Annotated in this window: 11 protein-coding genes and 1 pseudogene; all 12 read right to left on the bottom strand. The window is 69.8% G+C overall.

What is annotated here, in order from left to right; translation table 11 throughout:
- Positions 1-90 precede the first annotated feature (90 nt).
- Entirely contained in the window at positions 91-2709 is a 2619-nt protein-coding gene (locus ACIP8Z_RS10725) for an RICIN domain-containing protein (protein WP_402081376.1), read from the bottom strand.
- 40 nt (positions 2710-2749) lie between these two features.
- Positions 2750-5112, bottom strand: a pseudogene (locus tag ACIP8Z_RS10730) (non-reducing end alpha-L-arabinofuranosidase family hydrolase).
- Positions 5113-5391: 279 nt separating this feature from the next.
- Positions 5392-6942, bottom strand: coding sequence for a sigma-70 family RNA polymerase sigma factor (locus tag ACIP8Z_RS10735; protein WP_402081379.1), 1551 nt, complete (start codon positions 6940-6942; stop codon positions 5392-5394).
- 191 nt (positions 6943-7133) lie between these two features.
- The gene (locus ACIP8Z_RS10740; protein WP_402081381.1) at positions 7134-8609 is read right to left on the bottom strand and encodes a non-reducing end alpha-L-arabinofuranosidase family hydrolase; all 1476 of its coding nucleotides are present in this window, start codon (positions 8607-8609) and stop codon (positions 7134-7136) included.
- Positions 8609-9355: a cupin domain-containing protein gene (locus ACIP8Z_RS10745; protein WP_402082344.1), complete on the bottom strand. Its 747-nt coding sequence runs from the start codon at positions 9353-9355 to the stop codon at positions 8609-8611. The genes ACIP8Z_RS10740 and ACIP8Z_RS10745 overlap by 1 nt, the downstream gene beginning before the upstream one ends.
- Positions 9352-10248 (bottom strand): PmoA family protein, encoded by an 897-nt coding sequence (locus tag ACIP8Z_RS10750; protein WP_402081383.1) that lies wholly within the window; start codon positions 10246-10248, stop codon positions 9352-9354. The genes ACIP8Z_RS10745 and ACIP8Z_RS10750 overlap by 4 nt, the downstream gene beginning before the upstream one ends.
- Entirely contained in the window at positions 10245-11291 is a 1047-nt protein-coding gene (locus ACIP8Z_RS10755; RefSeq protein ID WP_402081386.1) for a Gfo/Idh/MocA family protein, read from the bottom strand. Before ACIP8Z_RS10755 ends, ACIP8Z_RS10750 begins: the two co-directional genes overlap by 4 nt.
- The gene (locus ACIP8Z_RS10760; protein ID WP_402081388.1) at positions 11288-12334 is read right to left on the bottom strand and encodes an endo-1,4-beta-xylanase; all 1047 of its coding nucleotides are present in this window, start codon (positions 12332-12334) and stop codon (positions 11288-11290) included. The genes ACIP8Z_RS10755 and ACIP8Z_RS10760 overlap by 4 nt, the downstream gene beginning before the upstream one ends.
- A 29-nt stretch (positions 12335-12363) precedes the next feature.
- Positions 12364-13755 carry a glycoside hydrolase gene (locus tag ACIP8Z_RS10765; protein ID WP_402081390.1) on the bottom strand — a complete coding sequence of 464 codons (1392 nt, stop codon included), beginning with the start codon at positions 13753-13755 and terminating at the stop codon, positions 12364-12366.
- A gap of 36 nt (positions 13756-13791) precedes the next feature.
- Positions 13792-14622: a carbohydrate ABC transporter permease gene (locus ACIP8Z_RS10770; protein ID WP_402081393.1), complete on the bottom strand. Its 831-nt coding sequence runs from the start codon at positions 14620-14622 to the stop codon at positions 13792-13794.
- Entirely contained in the window at positions 14619-15608 is a 990-nt protein-coding gene (locus ACIP8Z_RS10775; RefSeq protein ID WP_402081395.1) for a carbohydrate ABC transporter permease, read from the bottom strand. Before ACIP8Z_RS10775 ends, ACIP8Z_RS10770 begins: the two co-directional genes overlap by 4 nt.
- Complete coding sequence (locus ACIP8Z_RS10780; protein WP_402081397.1) at positions 15601-16893, bottom strand: extracellular solute-binding protein; 1293 nt, start codon at positions 16891-16893, stop codon at positions 15601-15603. Before ACIP8Z_RS10780 ends, ACIP8Z_RS10775 begins: the two co-directional genes overlap by 8 nt.
- Positions 16894-17120 lie beyond the last annotated feature (227 nt).

Raw genomic sequence — 17120 nt, forward strand, 5'->3', positions numbered from 1 at the left:
GTGTCGCCAACGGGTCGGCACCTCCGGGTGGAGGCCGTAGCACCTGCCGGGGCCGCAGGCATCGTGCCTGCGGCCCCGCTCGGGGGAGGGTCAGGACGGGTCGCCGTACTGGAGGCCGCGTCCGTTGGTGCCGACGTACACGCGGCCGTAGGTGTCGGGGTCGCCGGTGACGACGCCGACGCCTCCGATGGCGCCCCACTGGTGGGCGTCGTCGTTGACGCGGAGCCAGGTGGCGCCCTTGTCGGTGGAGCGGAAGACGCCGGTGACGTCCTTGACGGTACCGATCAGATAGAGGGCCTGGTAGGAGGCGCCGGGTGCGGCCTTGCCGAAGCCGAGGGCGGACGCGGACCGCACCGTGGCGAGCGTGGTGAAGGTGCGGCCGCCGTCGGTGGAGTGCAGCAGCCCCTGGCCGCCGCCGGCGATCCACAGGTCTCCGGCGACGCCGGGGACGGCCGTCAGCCGGCCGGCGGGCAGGTTCGTGGCGCGGGCGGTGAAGGTCGCGCCGCCGTCCGTGCTGGCGTGGAGCGTGCCGCCGGACAGTGAGTAGAAGGTCCTGGCAGATGAGCGGTCGGCGACGACGACGGCGTCGGTGCCGAGGCCGTGGGCCTTGGACCAACTCGCACCCTTGTCCGTCGAGCGGTACGGGGCCTGGCCGGCCTGGGTCCAGACGATGGTGGAGCCGTCCGCCGCGAGCGCGGCATGACCGTCCTGGGCGCCGGCCACCGGCTCCGCCTTGAAACCGGTCCAGCTTGTGCCGCCATCGGTGGAGTAGGCGCCGTCCTGCGCGCCGCCACGGCCGACACGGACCATCACCGAGGGGTTGGCCTGGGCGAAGTCGATGTCGGTGCTGTTGGTCATCATCGGGTTGCTCAGCCGCCCGGCGGGCACCTTGGTGAGGTCGTCATGGCGGAAGCCGCCTTGGTCGCCCATGGCGGTGATCACGGTGGCGCCGCCGGGCGGGGCGATCGCGTCCATCAGCGCGGTCTCCTCCAGCCCTCGGGCGCCCATGCTCCAGTGGCTGGTGCCTCCGCCGTCGGAGGCGTCGGCGTCCTTGCTGCGCAGGATGCCGTTGCCGGTGCCGTACAGCACGTGCCCGGAGTTGAAGGGGTCGATGGCCAGGGCGGTCATCCAGTGCCCGGTGTGGGTACCGACGTAAGGGGCGGCGGAGGCGTCCCGTACCGATTTCCCGGCCAGCGCCTTCCAGGTCGTGCCGCCGTCGGTGGTTCGGTAGATCTCGTCCTCGGGCCACCAGCGGTCGAGGGTGGTGACCATCACCGTGGACGGCTTCTGCGGGTCGACGGACAGGCCGGAGAACCCGTGGTCGCCCTGGGAGGGGGAGATGTTCTTCCACGTCCCGCCCGCCGGGGAGTGCTTCCACACCGAGCCCGCCGTCACGCCGTTGGGTCCGAGGGCGTTGGTGTACGTCAGGTAGAGCGAGCCGTCGCCGGAGAGCACGCCGTGCTGCGGGAACTGGCCGGTGGGCTGTCCGGGGACGGCCTGCCAGGTGCTGCCGCCGTCGGTGGACCGGTACAGGGAGGTGGACCTGTCGGCGACGCCGACGTAGACCGTGTGGCTGCCGACCGGGCCGTACGTCACGAAGGAGATGCCCGCGCCGCTGCTCGCCCCGTCCTTGACGGGGAACGAGGAGACCTGCCGCCATGTCACACCGCTGTCCGTGCTGCGCCACAGGCCGTTCTTGCGGGTGCCCAGCAGGAGGGTGCGGTTGTCCGAGGGGTCGATCACGAGCCGTTCGCCCGCCCCGCGGCCGTCCTCGTTGCCGCCCAGCTTGAACGGCAGATCGGTGCGCCGGAAGGTGCGGCCCCGGTCGGTGGAGCGCAGGAGCGCGCCGTTGCCCGCCCACTCGTTGGTGTAGGTGCCCGCCGCGAGGTAGAGCCGGTCGGGGTCGACGGGGTCGGTGGCCAGCGCGTCGATGCCCAGCAGGTTCCAGTCCTTCTCACCGAGCCAGTCGGTCAGCGGGATCCACTGCTCGGCCGCGCTGTCCCAGCGGTAGGCGCCGCCCATGTCGGTACGCGCGTACAGCAGCCCCTTCTCCCGCGGGTTGAACACGAGCCCGGTGACGTAACCGCCGCCGACCACCTGGGCGTTCCTCCACGTGTACGGTCCGGCCGCCTGCGCGTCGGCGACCTTCAGCAGCCTCCACTGCTGGTTGGCGCTGCCCCTGCCGGGATACTGGATGATCGCCGCGCCCTGAGCCGTGGAGCCTCCGGAGACGTCCAGGACCTGGCCGCTCCTGCGGGAGGTGAAGGTGACGGCGCCGGAACCGCTCACCTCGTCGATCCGCCACTCCTGGGAGGCGGAGGGGCTGTCGGTCTGCTGCTCGGCGGCGGCCGCCTGCGCGGTGGCATCGCCGGCTATGCCCAGCACCTTGCCGCTGTTGCGGTTCACCAGCTCGTAGTAGCCGTCGCCGGTGGGCCGCAGCCGCCACTGCTGGTTGGCGGTGTTCTGGTCGGTCCACTGCTGGATGCGGGTGCCGTCGGCGGTGGAGAAGGCGTTGACGTCCAGGGCCTTGCCGCTGCGCACGGAGAGCAGCCGGTAGTAGGCGTTGGCGTCGACGGTCGCGGCCTGCGAGTCCTCCTGGGTGAACAGGAGGTACGGGACGACGGCGGCGGGCACACCGAGCAGCAGGGCGGTGGCGCTCCAGCGACGACGGTGACGCCCGCGGCGCGCGCCGTTCGTGGGGTTGTTCATGAGGGGGGTGTTCTCCTTGGGTAACCGTGGATCGGGCGGGTCAGCGCTGCAGGGTGAGGACGCCCGGCCGGTACGGCAGTCGGTCGTAGGGGCCACCCGCGGTGCGGGACTTGCCCTGGTAGAGGAACTGCAGGTTGCAGGGGTCGATGGGCATGGTCTGATCGGGGTTGCTGCGGACCAGGTCACCGTGGCTGATGTCGTCGGTCCAGGTGGCTCCGCTGTTGGCCCTGCCCGCGAAGGGGTTGCTCTCGGTCGCGGCCTGTGGGGTCCACGCACCGCTCAGGCTGGAGGCCGTGAACGAGCGGAAGTAGCGCTGTTCGTTCACGCCCCGGGCCTCGACGATCATGAGGTACTGGTCCTGGCCCTTGACCTTGTAGACCTGGGGGGCCTCGAACAGGTTCTTCGCGGTGTCGCTCATGACCGTCGTGTACGACGAGCCGAAGCTGCCAGGGAAGTTCCCGATCGGCATGCTCGCCCGGTAGATCCTGCCGTTGTCACCGGCGAAGAACAGGTACATGTTCCGGTCGTCGGCGATGAGCGTCTGGTCGATCGGGCCGGTGCCGGATTCGGTGCGGGGGATGCTGCCGGTGAACAGTGGCTTCGGCGCGGACCAGCCGTCGGGGTCGGCGGGGTCGCTGGACGTGCGGTAGCTGAAGGGCGACGCACCCCACTGGTACGCGAGCACCCAGGTCTTCTTGGGCGCGAAGTAGAAGAGCGTCGGTGCCACCGCGTTCTGGTTCATCTTCGTCTGGCCGGCCGACGCCATGTCTGACCAGTTCGTGAAGGGGCTGAACGCCATCGAGCCGTACGAGGTTCCCGACGCGCTCGACGCGTAGACCAGGTGCTTGCCGTTGTGCATGGCGTGGGTGAAGTCCTCACCGCGGCCCATCCGTTCGCCGGCTGGGCGAGGGCGCCCGTCGAGCTCCACTTGTACGTCGAGGGAAGAGCACACGCGCCGCTGCCCGTCGCGGAGGGGGCGGTCCACTTCTGGTTGCCGACCGACGCGCAGGTGTACAGCTGGATCGTGGTGCCGTTCGCGGTGGCCGCGCCGACGGCGTCGAGGCACAGCCCGGCCTGGACGCCGGTGATCGTGCCGTCGGCGTTGATGTCCCACTGCTGGTTGGCGCCGCCGTTGCAGTCCCAGATGATCACCGGGGTGCCATTGGCGGTGCCCTTGCCCTTGGCGTCCAGGCACTTGTCGCCGTGGACCCTCAGCTGCTTGGCGGCGGTGTGGGTCCAGCGCTGGCCGGCCTGTCCGCCGCAGTCCCACAGGTGCGCCCGGGTGCCGTTGGCCGTGGCGGAGCCGGGGAGGTCGATACAGCGGCCGGAGGCCACACCCTTGATCTCCCCGGCACGGTCGGTCGGCTTGGTCGGCGTGGTGCCGGAGCCGGACGTGAGAGCGTTCATGACGGCGGTGTAGGCGGGCTTGGGCTTGCCGTTCCGGTCGAACAGCAGGGGGCTTTCGCCGCTCCGCCAGGAGTCGCTGTCACGGACGCCCCACACCGTGATGCCGGTGCACCGGGCCACGGACAGGCAGGTGCTGACCGTGTTCGCGTAGTGGGTGGGTGATGCCTGGGCGATGTCCAGCTCGGTGATCTGGACGTCGGCGCCCAGGGAGGCGAAGGCGGCCAGGGTGGTCCCGAAGCTCGCCGGTGGGCCACCCGCGCCGAAGTGGCTCTGGAACCCGACGCAGTCGATGGGCACGCCGCGGGACTTGAAGTCCTTCACCATGCGGTAGACGCCCTGGGTCTTGGCGTCCGACCAGTTCTCGATGTTGTAGTCGTTGTAGCAGAGCTTGGCCGAGGGGTCGGCCGCGCGGGCGGTGCGGAACGCTTCCTCGATGAAGCCGTCGCCCAGCACCTTCTGGAAGACCGAGTCGCGGAGCCGCCCGCCGCCGCCGTCGGCGAACGCCTCGTTGACCACGTCCCAGGCGTAGATCCTGCCCTTGTAGTGAGTCAGCTGGGTGGTGATGTGGTGGTTCATCACGCCGCGCAGCGTCTTCGCGTCGCGGATGGAGCCCACCCAGGAGGGAAGCTGCGAGTGCCAGACCGTGGTGTGGCCGCGTACGCGCTGACCGCGTGCCAGGGCACGGTCGACGATCCGGTCCGCAGGACCGAAGTCGAAACGGCCGCGGGACGGCTCGATGGCGTCCCACTTCATCTCGTTCTCCGGGGTGATCATGTTGAACTCCCGGTCGGCGATCGCGGTGTACGCCGAGTCGCCGAGCCGGCCTGCGGCCACAGCCGTGCCGAAGTACCGGCCCGAGGGAGCCGCCTCGGTACCCAGGGACGCGGCTCCGGCGGAGTTGGGGAGGAGCGTAAGGGCCCCGGCGACCACCGCGGCGGCCGACAGTCCTGTCGCCCAGGTCCGGCGACGGCGGCGGAGCCGGTGCAGGCCCTTCATGCCTTTCCTCGCGGGTCGCGGTTCGGGTGGGGGCGTTGCGTCATGGGAAGGCCTCTCTTCAGGGGGATGTGCCGGTGGGGGAAGGTCACCCCTGAAGTGGAGGCTGCCGAACTCGCGGTCGCGTAACAGAAAAGTCGCGCCGTCCGGAAGTTCGCTCAGTGACGCATGTCGCAGGCGGAAAGCGTTATGCCGAGCCCCGCGGTTCGGTCGTCCCCGCGGAGGCGGTGCGAGGCACCCGACTCTCTGCCTGGGGGAAACGGCGTGGCGCGGGAGCGACTCTCAGGACCAGGTCCGGCGCACGATGAACGACGCCTGCCCGGCGAAGGTCCGTGTTCCGTCGGAGCCGTCGAGCCAGATGCCTCCGTCACGGTGGCGGAGGACGGAGCCGGGATAGTTGTGCGCGTGCAGGGTCACCGACCCCGCGACCGACCCAGGGCGCGGACAGAAGGTCGCGTCTTCACGGAACAGATTGCTGCCGTCGTCGGCGCTCAGCCGCAGCCGGAGGTAGGAGTGGCGAAGATACCGGCCGTCCGCGGCGCGGAAGGTGACGCACCGTGTGTCGGCCAGCCCCGCGATGACCGTGAAGGTGCCCCGGTCGCGGGTCTGCGCGCCGCTGGACGCGGAGACCCGACCGAGCGTCGCGTGGTCGCCGGTACGGGTGACGAACAGGCCGGGTTCGTCCACGGACTCCAGCGACCGCGCGCCGAGCGGGACAGTGGCTGCGGCGGCGGACGGACTCACGGGGGACGGTTCGTCCGACGTCGTGGCGCGCGACGGGACCGGCGAGACGGTGCCGGCCGTGGGGGCGGCGATGACGGCGGGCACCCGAGACGCCGGTTCGGGCCAGGTCACATAGGTGGCGGTTCCGGCGATGAGCACCGCGCCGGCGGCGAGGCTCACCAGCGGGTGAGCGGTGATCGCCGCGAGTTTGCCGGTCACTGCGACGGGCAGGCCCCCTCCCCCCGTCGCGGTGCCGACAGCGAGGTGTGCCGCGGCCGGCCCGGCGGCGATCGCGGCGGTACCCGACAGCAGGCCCTTGGCGGCGAGCGCGGAGACCAGTCCGGCCGGCACGGCCAGTGTCGCGAGGCCGAGGGGGAGCAGCTCGACCGGAACCCGTTCCGCCGTCGGCGCCGTGCAGACCGGGCAGTCACGGGTGTGTCGCGCCAAGCGCTTGCGCCACACCGATGCGCGCAGGCCGTCCCAGCCGACGACGGCCTCGTCCAGTCGGGGACAGCGCGGGTCGGCCTCCAGCGCGGCGACGATCGTCCTGCACAGTTCCAGCTGCTCACGCATGCGTTGCAGGCGCACTCCGACGTGGGCGACCGTGAGCCCGGTCGCGGCGGCGATGTCGTCACGGCTCAGCGAACCGGCGCATTCCTGCCACCAGAGCGACAGCAGCACCCGATGATCCGGATCGAGCCATCGACCGGCCTCGACGACGCGACGGCGCTCGTCCGAGACATGCAGCCGCAGGATCGCCGTGTCCACAGGCTCCGCGCCGGCGTCCGGTATCTGGTGCGCCTCGTCGATGACCGCGGTCCGTTCGGCGACGGCGTGCTTCCGGTACAGGTGGGTGTTGATCTGGCGGAGCGTGATCGACACGAGCCAGGACCGGAAGCTCTCCGGGGCGCGCACGGCCGACAGGTCGCGCACCACACGCAACAGGGTCTCCTGGACGACGTCGTCGACGTCGGCATGGCCGCTCAGCGCTCGCCCTACGATGTTGTAGACCAGCGGCAGGTACGCGGCGATCAGCTCCTCGCGCGCACCGTCGTCACCGGCCTGCGCCGCGACGACCAGCCCCGCGTGGTCCACGTCGATGAGCCCCATTCCCACCCTCTCCAGGGAAGCGGTCCACCGGCGGACGGCGACCGGCCTCTGCGTCGGCAAAGAATACGACGTGAGACGGGGTCGGTCCGCCGGCGTCGCCCGGTGGGCGGTCGGCACAGGCGACGCTTCCCGGACGCGGCCCTGGCCCGCGACCATGGCGGGCCCGGGTGACGACCTGGCCCGCCACGTGGTCAGCGCTGGAGCGTCAGCAGACCCGGTCGGTAGGCCCACTGGCCGTAGTCGCCACCGGAGTTGGGATCACGCCCCTGGTAGAGGAACCGCAGGTCGCAGGGGTCGATCGTGAAGGTCTGGTCGGCGCCCGCGCGGATCAGCTCGCCGTGGCTGATGTCGTTGGTCCAGGTGGCTCCGCTGTTGGCCTTGCCGGCGAAGGGGTTGCTCTCGGTCGCGGCCTGCGGCGTCCACGAGCCGTTGAGGCTGGTGGCCGTGAACGAGCGGAAGTAGCGGTGCTCGCTCGCGCCCCGGGCCTCGACGATCATGAGGTACTGGTTCTGGTCCTTGACCTTGTAGACCTGGGGGGCCTCGAAGAGGTTCTTCTCCGTGTCGCTCATGACCGTCGTGTACGACGAGCCGAAGCTGCCCGGGAAGTTCCCGATCGGCATGCTCGCCCGGTAGATCCTGCCGTTGTCACCGGCGAAGAACAGGTACATGTTCGTCCCGTCGCCGATGAGCGTCTGGTCGATGGGGCCCGTTCCCGACCCGGCGATGCTTCCGGAGAACAGCTCCTGCTCCGCAGACCATCCGTTCGGGTTGGTGGGGTCGGTCGACGTCCGGTAGGAGAAGGCGGTCCTGCCCCACTGGTAGGCGAGCACCCAGATGTTCTTCGGCGCGAAGTAGAAGAGCGTGGGTGCGACGACGGAATTCGACATCTTGTTCTGGCCCGTCGTGGCCATCTGCGACCAGTCGGCGAACGGGGTGAAGTTCATCGAGCCCCAGCCCACTCCCGTCCCCGTGGTGCCGTGGGTCGTCGCGTAGACGAGGTGCTTGCCGTTGTGGGGGGCGACGGTGAAGTCCTTGAGCGAGGCCCATCCGGCCTTGGGCTGCGCCAGCGCGCCCGTCGACGACCAGCGGTACGTCGAGGGAAGGGCACAGGTGCCGGGGGTGGCGCCACCCACCTTCACGAACTGCCACTGCTGGTTGGCGCCGCCCCAGTCGTCGTACTGGACGACGTTCGCGTTGTCGGCGGTGGAGGCGCCCTGGACTTCGAGGGCCTTGCCGCTGTGGCGCGCGACGAGCCTGACGTGGCCGTCCGCGCTGTCGGCCAGGCGCCACTGCTGGTTGGTGCCGTTCACGTCGGCCCACTGGACGATCGCGGCGCCATTGGCCGTGGAACTGTTCTGGACGTCCAGGACCTTGCCGGAGTGCCGGGACTTGACGCGGTAGTAGCCGTCGCCTGAGGCGACGAACTGCCACTGCTGCTGGTTCTGGTCGTTCCTGGTCCACTGGGTGATGCGGGCGCCGTCACCGGTCGCCAGGTTGTAGACGTCCAGGGCCTTCCCGCTGTCGCGGTTGACCAGCACGTACCAGGCATTGGTGTCGACCGCCGCGGCGGCTGCGGGCGGGGCGGTGAGGAGAGAGGCCCCGAGCAGCAGCGACGACAGGACCGCGAGGACGAGACTCAGGACCAGGGGTGGACGGCGAAATCTCATCAGGAGAGCTCCTTCGGAGGGTGGGGGTGAGGTGACTCCGACGAACCGCACGGCGGCCGCGTCGGGAGGTCGGGGACGGGATAGGGACGGAGACGGCCGCACATGCCGAAGGCCGGGTCCTCCGGGCGCTCCAGCCGCGACACCACGCCGTGATCGAGGTGGGAGAGGTCTCCGGCCTTCAGCCCTGCCAGTTGGCAGCCGGTCGCGAGGGTCGCCGCCAGCGGGCCGTCCCGCCAGCGGACCCACCAGGCGTCGAGCAGCTCGCTCTTCAGGCGGTGCGCCGCGCTGTGGAACTCCCGCAGCCCTCCTTCGCGGCGCAGGGTCAGGAATCCCTCCAGCGCCAGGTCACGGCGGCGGCGCGCCGCCGCGGCATGGTCGCCGGTCAGGACGGCCGCCGCCCGGTAGGCGTCGGGATCGGCGAGCACGGGCGCGGGGAAGGTGAAGACGGCGTCGCCGGCCTCGGGGAGGCCGCTGTTCTGCATGAGGACCACGAGACGCAGGCCGCCGGCGTTGACGAGGCGGTGGATCGTTCCGGGGGTGAACCAGACGACGTCGCCGAGGCGCAGCGGGGTGTCGGCGAAACCGGAGGTGGTGAGGGTCTGGACGCTGCCCTCGCCGCCGATGACGACGTACGCCTCGGAGCAGACGAGGTGCATGTGCGGGGTACCGCCGCACAGCCCGTCGGCGGCCTCCCAGTCGTACACGGTCAGCCCGGAGATCCCCACCGCGCCGGGAAGCGGGGTCACCACGGGTGTTCCTCGACGTGGCGGGACAGGCGTGAGGGGGTCCACGCGCCGTCGGCCACGACGATCCTGTAGCGGCGCGACAGGGTGGCGCCCGGGGCCAGGCGCAGTTCCTTGTCGAACGCCAGGGACGGGTTGACGGCGGGGAAGGGCTCGCTGCGGACGAACCAGTGGCAGGGGGCGTCCGGATCGTCCAGGAACAGCAGCGTGGAGGAGCGGTCGACCTCGTCGTGCGTGCCGACGAAGGCCAGCCAGTCGCCCTGCTCGCCCATGCCGGGGCCGATCACCCCGCCGCCGGTGAAGTCGCGCGGGCCGCGCCAGAAGAGGCCCGAGTATCCGGCGAGTTCTCTGCCCTGGGTTCCGGGGCTGCCGAACATCAGGTCGGTGTCGAGGACGTTGGTCAGCGCGGTGGTGATCTCCAGGGTCCAGGAGTCGGCCTCGACGTCCCGCGCGGTGAGCGTGCGACGCTCGTCGATCCAGTGCTCCTCCGCCATCGTGTGCCAGGCCAGGCGCTCGGTGACGACGGCACGGCCGTGACTCGTCTCGCCGGACACAGTGAGGCTGCGCATCGTGCCGAGGTTCGGCAGGTCGACGTAGCCCCGGCCGCGCAGATAGGTGCCGCCGCCCCAGAAGTTCTGGCCCGACACCCATGACGCCGTGAACTGGACGCCCTTGTGCCAGCGGTGGTCGTGCGGGCGGTACGCGGTGACCACGTCGCCGGCGAGGGTGCGCACCGGATGAAGGTAGGGCTTCGGCGCCTCGAAGGGGTCCATGACCGGCCGGTGCACGTACCGGAAGAGGTCGGTGCCGCGTGCCCGGACGGTCAGCGCGTCCTCGTGCTCCAGGAGCTCGAAACGCTCCGGGAGTCCGACGTGCTCGGGTGGTTCGGACGTCATCGGAACACCTCCGGGTGGCCCCCGTCGAGCGAGCCGTGGAACGGGTCGGTCCCGTCGATCTCCCCGCGCCGGACCGGCAGGCCGGTGATCGCTGCCTTGTACAGGGCGGTGATCAGTTCCATGGTGGGTCGGCCGAGGTCGGGCCGGATGCCGGCCTCATAGCCGTCCAGGAACTCCGCGAGCTGGGCGGTGTGCGAGCTGGGCAGGTCGTCCGGCGGCTCCCACTTCGCGTGGGGCGACCTGGCGGTGAACGTCCAGTCCGCGTTGGAGTATCCGTACAGGTGCCGCAGCTCGACCGTGGCACCGGTGAGGTCGAACCGCAGGTAGCTCTCCTCGCGTGGCGAGAGGACGCTGTTGACGACCGTCGCGAGGGCTCCGTTCTCGAACCGGACCAGAGCCGTGGACACGTCCTCGGTCTGCACGTCGCGTGCGAGGCGGCCGGCCATCGCGCGCACCTCGGCCCATGGGCCGAGCACCGCGAGCATCAGGTCCATCTGGTGGATGCCGTGGCCGAGCGTCGGGCCGCCGCCCTCGCTCCGCCAGGTGCCGCGCCAGGGCACGTCGTAGTAGGCGTCGTCGCGGTACCACGCCGTGACGCACTGCGCGACCAGCGGACGGCCCAGGGTCCCGGCCGCGATCCGGTCGCGCAGGTACCGGGCGCCCGAGCCGTACCTGTGCTGGAACACGGCGCCCGCGGCGGCGGTGCCCTCGGCCGCGTGGATCCGGTCGAGCTCGGCCAGCGACAGGGCCACCGGCTTCTCGCACCACACCCATGCCCCGGACTCCAGGCAGGCCACGGCCTGTTCGGCGTGCAGGTACGGCGGCGTGCACAGGTGCACGAGGTCCGGCCCCTGCTCGTCGAGCATCGTGCGCAGGTCGGTGTAGACGGCGGGAATGCCGTGCTCGGCCGCGAAGGCCCCGGCGCGTGCGGCGTCCACGTCGACGGCGGCCACGATCTCGGCGCGGTGTGCCTGCGCCCGGAGAGCGGGTACGTGGCAGATGCCCGCGATCCCGCCCGCTCCGACGATCGCCGTCCTGATCATCCGCCCAGCACCTTCCTGATCGCGTGGTAGGCGGGCTTGGGCGCCAGGTTCTCGTCGTAGGGCAGCGCGGCGCCCTCACCGGGGAAGACGGAGGGGATCCACGAGTACTTGTCGGTGTAGTCCCAGATGGTGACGCCGACGCACTTCCTGACCTCCAGGCAGGCCTTGACGTAGTCGGCGTACCAGGTGGCCTGGGTGGCGAGCTTTTCCGGGGTCGCGGGGAGGTTCATCCGGATGTCGAGCTCGGTGACCGCGACCTCGACGCCGAGGTCGGCGAAGCGCTGCATGTTCTGCTTGACGCCGGCGGGGAAGCCGTACTGGAGCGCCAGGTGCCCCTGGATGCCGAAGCCCTCCACCGGGACGCCGTCGGCCTTCAGCTGCTTGATCAGGCGGTGGTAGGCATCGCTCTTGGGGCCGATCCCGTCGACGTTGTAGTCGTTGAGGTACAGCTTGGCGTGCGGGTCGACCTCGTGGGCCCAGCGCAGGGCGTCGGCGATGTAGCCGGGGCCGAGCGTCTTGTAGAAGACCGACTCGCGGTAGGTACCGTCCTCGTTGAAGGCCTCGTTGACGACGTCCCAGTGGATGACCTTGCCCTTGTAGTGCCGGGCCACCTTCTGGATGTGGTTCTTGAGCACGGGGCGCAGCTCTTCGGCGGTCCAGCTGCGCTCGGTGAGCCAGGCGGGGAGCTGGCTGTGCCAGACGAGGGTGTGGCCGCGGACCTTCTGGTGGTGGGCCTTGGCGAAGGCCACGACCTCGTCGCCGGCGGTGAAGTCGAAGACGCCGGGCTCGGGTTCGGTGGCGTACCACTTCATGGCGTTGCCGGGGGTGGTCTGCCCGAACTCGCCGCCGAGGAGCTTCAGATAGGCGGCGTCGGTGAACTCGGGGTTGTCGGTGGCCGAGCCGAAGTACTTGTGGTGCTTCCTGGCCAGTTCGCCGAGCGTCCTGGGACGCGGCTCGGCGCTCGCGGGCGCGGCGGCGAGGCCGGCCGCGAGGCAGACGGCGGCGGACAGGGCGATGAGGTGCCGGGACATGGACACGGACATGAATGACTCCTCGGAGGGGGTCCGTCGTTTCAGTCGAGGACGATCGTGGTCAGCGCGCGTGGGGCGAGCGTGGCCGTGAGGGTCGTACCGTGCGCGGAGGCGACGTCGGCCGGGGTGATCGAGCGGGTCTCGTCGGTGACGTAGCCCTCGGGGTGCCGGTCGTGGCCGCCGCGGAGGGCGAACTCGGCGGACTTCTCGGTGGTCGCGGTGTTGAGGATCTCGATCACGCGGCTGCCGTCGGTGTTGCGGAAGGCCGTGACGCTCAGGGCCGGGTCGGCGTTCGTGACCGGCACGCGGACGGCGTCGGGGCGGATGAACCGGCTGAAGGCGGCCAGCGCCCAGTACCGCTTGGACACCCGGTAGTCGTCACCGGGGTCGGCGAGCTGGATGAGTCCCCGGGTCGCGTTGAGGGACGCGCCGGTCCAGTAGACGTAGGCGTTGGCGTTGCCGACGGTCAGGGTGTTCTGGATGTCGGCGGCGACGGTGAGGCCGTCGTAACCGCTGCCGTCGTCCCAGTTCTCGTTCCAGGTGGTGCCGTCCGGTGACCACTCCGACATCCAGACCCGCTTGTCGGTCGGCTGCGGGACCGTGGTCGGACCGCTGTAACGGTGGCCGGTGACGGTCCGCACGGCCTTGTCGGCCTCGGGGTCCGCCTCGATGGCACCGGTGTAGGCGACCTGCCGGTCCCAGCCCGCTGCGTCGCAGCAGACGACGCCGGTCTTCAGTCCGGACGCGCGGACGGTCGGCCCGAGCACCTTGAGGAAGTCGATGGCCTGCCGCGGGGTGAAGCGCATCGAGGCGTAGGTCGCCGTCCAGTCGGGTTCGTTGGTGAACCCCAGGTCGGTGATCGGGATGCCTTCCCGCTGGTAGAACTTCGCGTACTGGACCAGGTAGTTCGCGTAGGCCTGACGCCATTCGGGCAGGAGCTCGCCGCCGTCGTTCTCGCTGCCGTTGGTCTTCATGAAGGCCGGCGCGCTCCAGGCGTCGGCGAAGAACCGCTTGACCCCGTACGCCTTGGCCTCCTTGGCGAGCCAGACTTGTCCACCGTCCCAGCCGTCCCAGACGTACTTCGGCGGGGCGCCCGGCCCGCCGGGATCGGCCGGCAGGATCGTCGGCATGTGGTCGTAGACCCGGTCGGTCGACGACCCGATACCCAGGCGCAGGATCGACAGGCCCGCGCCCTTCTCCTTGCCGAGCAGCAGGTCGAGCACCTCGCGCCGCTTGGCAGGGCTGAGGCCGCGCGCGCCGTGCAGCAGGTCGGCCCGCTGGAAGGCCATGGAGAAGCCGAATCCGTCGATGGGCTGGAGTTCGGTCCGGAAGTCGATAGCGGAGTCGGTGGCGGGTGGCGCGGGGTCAGCGGCGGCAACGTGGGTTGTTAGCGCTAACAACATGACTGCGGTCAGCACGGTCAGGCGTTTCACGGAGTCTCCTCGGGGGTGGAGGTCACGCGGGACAGGTCAGCCCTTGGTGGCGCCGGCGGTGAGGCCGCCGATCAGCTGGCGCTCGGCGACGGCGTAGAAAACGAGGGCGGGGACCATGGCGAGCACGATGTAGGCGAGGACGAGCGCGAAGTCGGTCGAGTACTGGCCCTGGAACTGCTGGACGCCGACCGGGATCGTCTGCCATTTCGGGTCGTTGAACACGAGCAGCGGCAGGAAGAAGTTGTTCCAGCTCGCGACGACCGACAGTACCGAGACCGTACCGAGCGCCGGACGCGCCATCGGCAGAAGGATCTTCCAGAAGAAGCGGAGCTTGCCGCAGCCGTCCATGGTTGCGGCCTCCTCGATCTCCGCCGGGATGGTCCGGAAGAAACCGCGCAGGATCACGATCGTCATGGGAAGACCGAAAGCCGCCTGAGGGAGGATCACTCCGAGCGGGTTGTCGAGCAGGCCGAAGGTGCGCAGCATGAGGAAGAGCGGCAGGACGGCCACCGCGAACGGGAACATCAGCCCGAGCGTGAAGAGCGTATAGAACAACTCCCTGCCCCGGAAGGCATAGCGGGCCAGTACGAACGCCGCCATCGCGGAGGCCGCCACCGTGCAGACCGTCGTGCCGATCGCGATGCCCGCACTGTTGGCGATCTGCCGCCAGAACATTCCGTCGCCGAGAATTCCGGTGTAGTTGCCGATCTTCCACTGCTCCGGCAGGCCGAACGGGTTCGTCGTGAGCTCGCCGGTGCTCTTGAACCCGGAGATCACCGCGTAGATCAGCGGCACGACGACGAACGCGGCGATCAGCCAGACCACGGCGTGCAGCGAAAGGCCGCGTGCCGTCCGACGGGCGTTCATCGGGCACCTCCCGAGGTGACGGCCCCGCTCAGGTCACGGCGGAGCACGTACCGCTGGTAGAAGAGGGAGAAGACCAGACTGATCATGAACAGGACCACGCTGATCGCGCTGGCGTAGCCGACCTGGTACCGCTTGAACCCGAACTGGAACATCGCGATCGCCATCGTCTCGGAGGAGTGGTTGGGCCCGCCCGCGGTCATCACCCAGACGAGGTCGAAGAGCTGGATGGACCCGATGATCGACAGGAAGACGCTGATCCGGATGGTCGGCCCGAGCAGCGGCAGCGTCACGTGCCGGAAGCGCTGCCAGGCGCCGGCGCCGTCGATGGCGGCGGCCTCGAGGATCTCGGACGGGATGCTCTGCAGTCCGGCGAGGAAGAGCATCATGTGGAAGCCGAAGTACTTCCAGATCATGACCACGAAGAGGGTCGGCATGACCGTCGAGGGATCGGCGGTCCACTTGCCCTGCAATCCCTCCAGGCCCAGGAGGCCGACGAGATGGTCGGCCATGCCGGCGCCGGGCAGGAAGATCATCGTGAAGAGGACCGCCGTGACCACCTCGGACAGGATGTACGGCGCGAAGAACAGCATCCGGTAGACGGCCCGGCCACGGAGCCTCTGGTTGAGCAGGACCGCGGTGAGCAGCGCGAACGGCAGCTGCACCGTGACCGACAGGACGATCAGGTAGAGCCCGCGCCCCAGGTCGCCGAGGAAGACCTGGTCGTCGAAGAGCTTGGTGTAGTTCGCGAAGCCGACGAAATCGTCCATGGGGCCGATCCCGCCCCATTTGAAGAAGCCGGTGTACACGGCGACGACGATCGGGGCGAGGACGAAGACGAGGAAGAGGACGAGGGCCGGGACGAGGAACCAGGCGACCGACACCCAGTGTCCCCATCCGCGCAGGCGCGACCGGGCCGGGCGTGGCGGGGGCGTCGGCACGGCCTCCTCCGTCCGCTCTTCTGTCAGGGTGGACACGGAGCTAGGCACTCTTCGCAGCCTCGGTGATCGAGGCGGTGACCTGTTCGGGCGTCTTCTTGCCCGCGATGAGGTCGGCGACGCTGTCGTTGACCTCCTGGCCGACCGCCGGCGGATAGGCCTGGTCGAGGAAGAGCTGGAAGCCCGTCGCCTTGACCAGGCTGCCGGCCACCACCTTCTTGTTGGCGTCGGTGAGCCGGCTCTCCGCTCCCTTGACCACCGGCAGGTAGCCGTTGGAGGCCAGCAGCTTGGGCTCGTTCTCCAGGACGAAGAACTTCAGGAAGTCCAGGGCCTCCTTCGGGGCGCCCTTGCGCAGCGCGAAGCCACCGCCGCCGCCGAACACCTCGGTGGCCTGTCCCACACCGCCGTCGACCGTCGGGAAGGGAAAGAAGCCCAGGTCCGCTCCGAGGTCGGCGCCCGCGTCCTTCTGCACCGACGGTCCCCACTGCCCCATCAGCTCCATGGCGGCCTTGCCGTTGCCCATGGTCGCGGCCTGCCCGCCGGGGGTGGCGTAGCCGGCGCCGAGAAAGGCCGTCTGGAACGGCTGGAGGTCGACGAGCTCCTTGAGGTGGACGCCCGCCTGGACGAAGCCGGCGCCGGTGAAGTCCTTGGTGGTCGCTGCCTTCTCCAGCGCGGGGAGGCCGGCGACGCGCATCGCGAGGTAGGCCCAGTAGTAGTGGCCCGGCCACTTCTCCTTGCCCGCGAGGGCGATCGGGGTGATGCCCGCCGCCTTGAGCTTCCTGACGTCGTCGAGGAACTCGGCCCAGGTGGACGGTGGGGTGGTGATCCCGGCCCTGGCGAAGAGCTTCTTGTTGTACCAGAAGCCGACCATGCCGATGTCGTAGGGCACCCCGTAGGTGCGGCCGCCGAACTGGTAGGCCTGCAGCGAGACCGGGGTGAGTTGGGACGACCAGTCCAGGAGGTCGGTGAGGTCCTCGACCAGCCCCGCGTCGACCTGCTGCTGGAGCACGCCGCCGCCCCAGGTCTGGAAGACGTCGGGGAGCTTGCCCGAGGAGGTGGTGGCGGTCAGCTTGGACTTGAACGCCTCGTTCTCCAACGAGGTCGTGTTGATCGCGACATTCGGGTGAGCGGTCGTGAACGCCGTGGCGATCTGCGGGAAGAGCGACTTGCCCGGTTCCGTCGTGGCGATGTTCCACCACTCGAACGTCACCTTGCCGTCGGCCGACGCACTGCCGCCCGACGCGCCGGCCCCGCAGGCCGCGGTCATGGAGACGGACAGTGCGGTCAAGCCCGCGAGCGCCAGGAAGTTTCGTCGGCTCGGGGGAGTGCTGGCCATGGGACCTCCGTGATGGGGATGCCGGGTGCGACGCCACTTCTGCGCCCGAAAAACTTTCGAAACACTCTCGAATTCTGTGGTGCCACAAACTAGGAACGCCAGGCTGCACGGTCAAGACCTCTCACCGATTTATCTCGGAACAGCGCGTGATCCTGGGCTTGACAAGCAGTCGCGCCGACCAGAAACTCTTCGAAAGTTTGCGATATCTATCGTCGATCGACGGCGAC

It is taken from the genome of Streptomyces sp. NPDC088553, assembly GCF_044752965.1.
Taxonomy (GTDB): domain Bacteria; phylum Actinomycetota; class Actinomycetes; order Streptomycetales; family Streptomycetaceae; genus Streptomyces.

Coding starts and splice junctions, on each gene's coding strand:
- ACIP8Z_RS10770 (WP_402081393.1), bottom strand. CDS start 14,622: ATGAACGCCCGTCGGACGGCACGCGGCCTTTCGCTGCACGCCGTGGTC.
- ACIP8Z_RS10760 (WP_402081388.1), bottom strand. CDS start 12,334: ATGTCCGTGTCCATGTCCCGGCACCTCATCGCCCTGTCCGCCGCCGTC.
- ACIP8Z_RS10740 (WP_402081381.1), bottom strand. CDS start 8,609: ATGAGATTTCGCCGTCCACCCCTGGTCCTGAGTCTCGTCCTCGCGGTC.
- ACIP8Z_RS10755 (WP_402081386.1), bottom strand. CDS start 11,291: ATGATCAGGACGGCGATCGTCGGAGCGGGCGGGATCGCGGGCATCTGC.
- ACIP8Z_RS10780 (WP_402081397.1), bottom strand. CDS start 16,893: ATGGCCAGCACTCCCCCGAGCCGACGAAACTTCCTGGCGCTCGCGGGC.
- ACIP8Z_RS10725 (WP_402081376.1), bottom strand. CDS start 2,709: ATGAACAACCCCACGAACGGCGCGCGCCGCGGGCGTCACCGTCGTCGC.
- ACIP8Z_RS10750 (WP_402081383.1), bottom strand. CDS start 10,248: ATGACGTCCGAACCACCCGAGCACGTCGGACTCCCGGAGCGTTTCGAG.
- ACIP8Z_RS10735 (WP_402081379.1), bottom strand. CDS start 6,942: ATGGGGCTCATCGACGTGGACCACGCGGGGCTGGTCGTCGCGGCGCAG.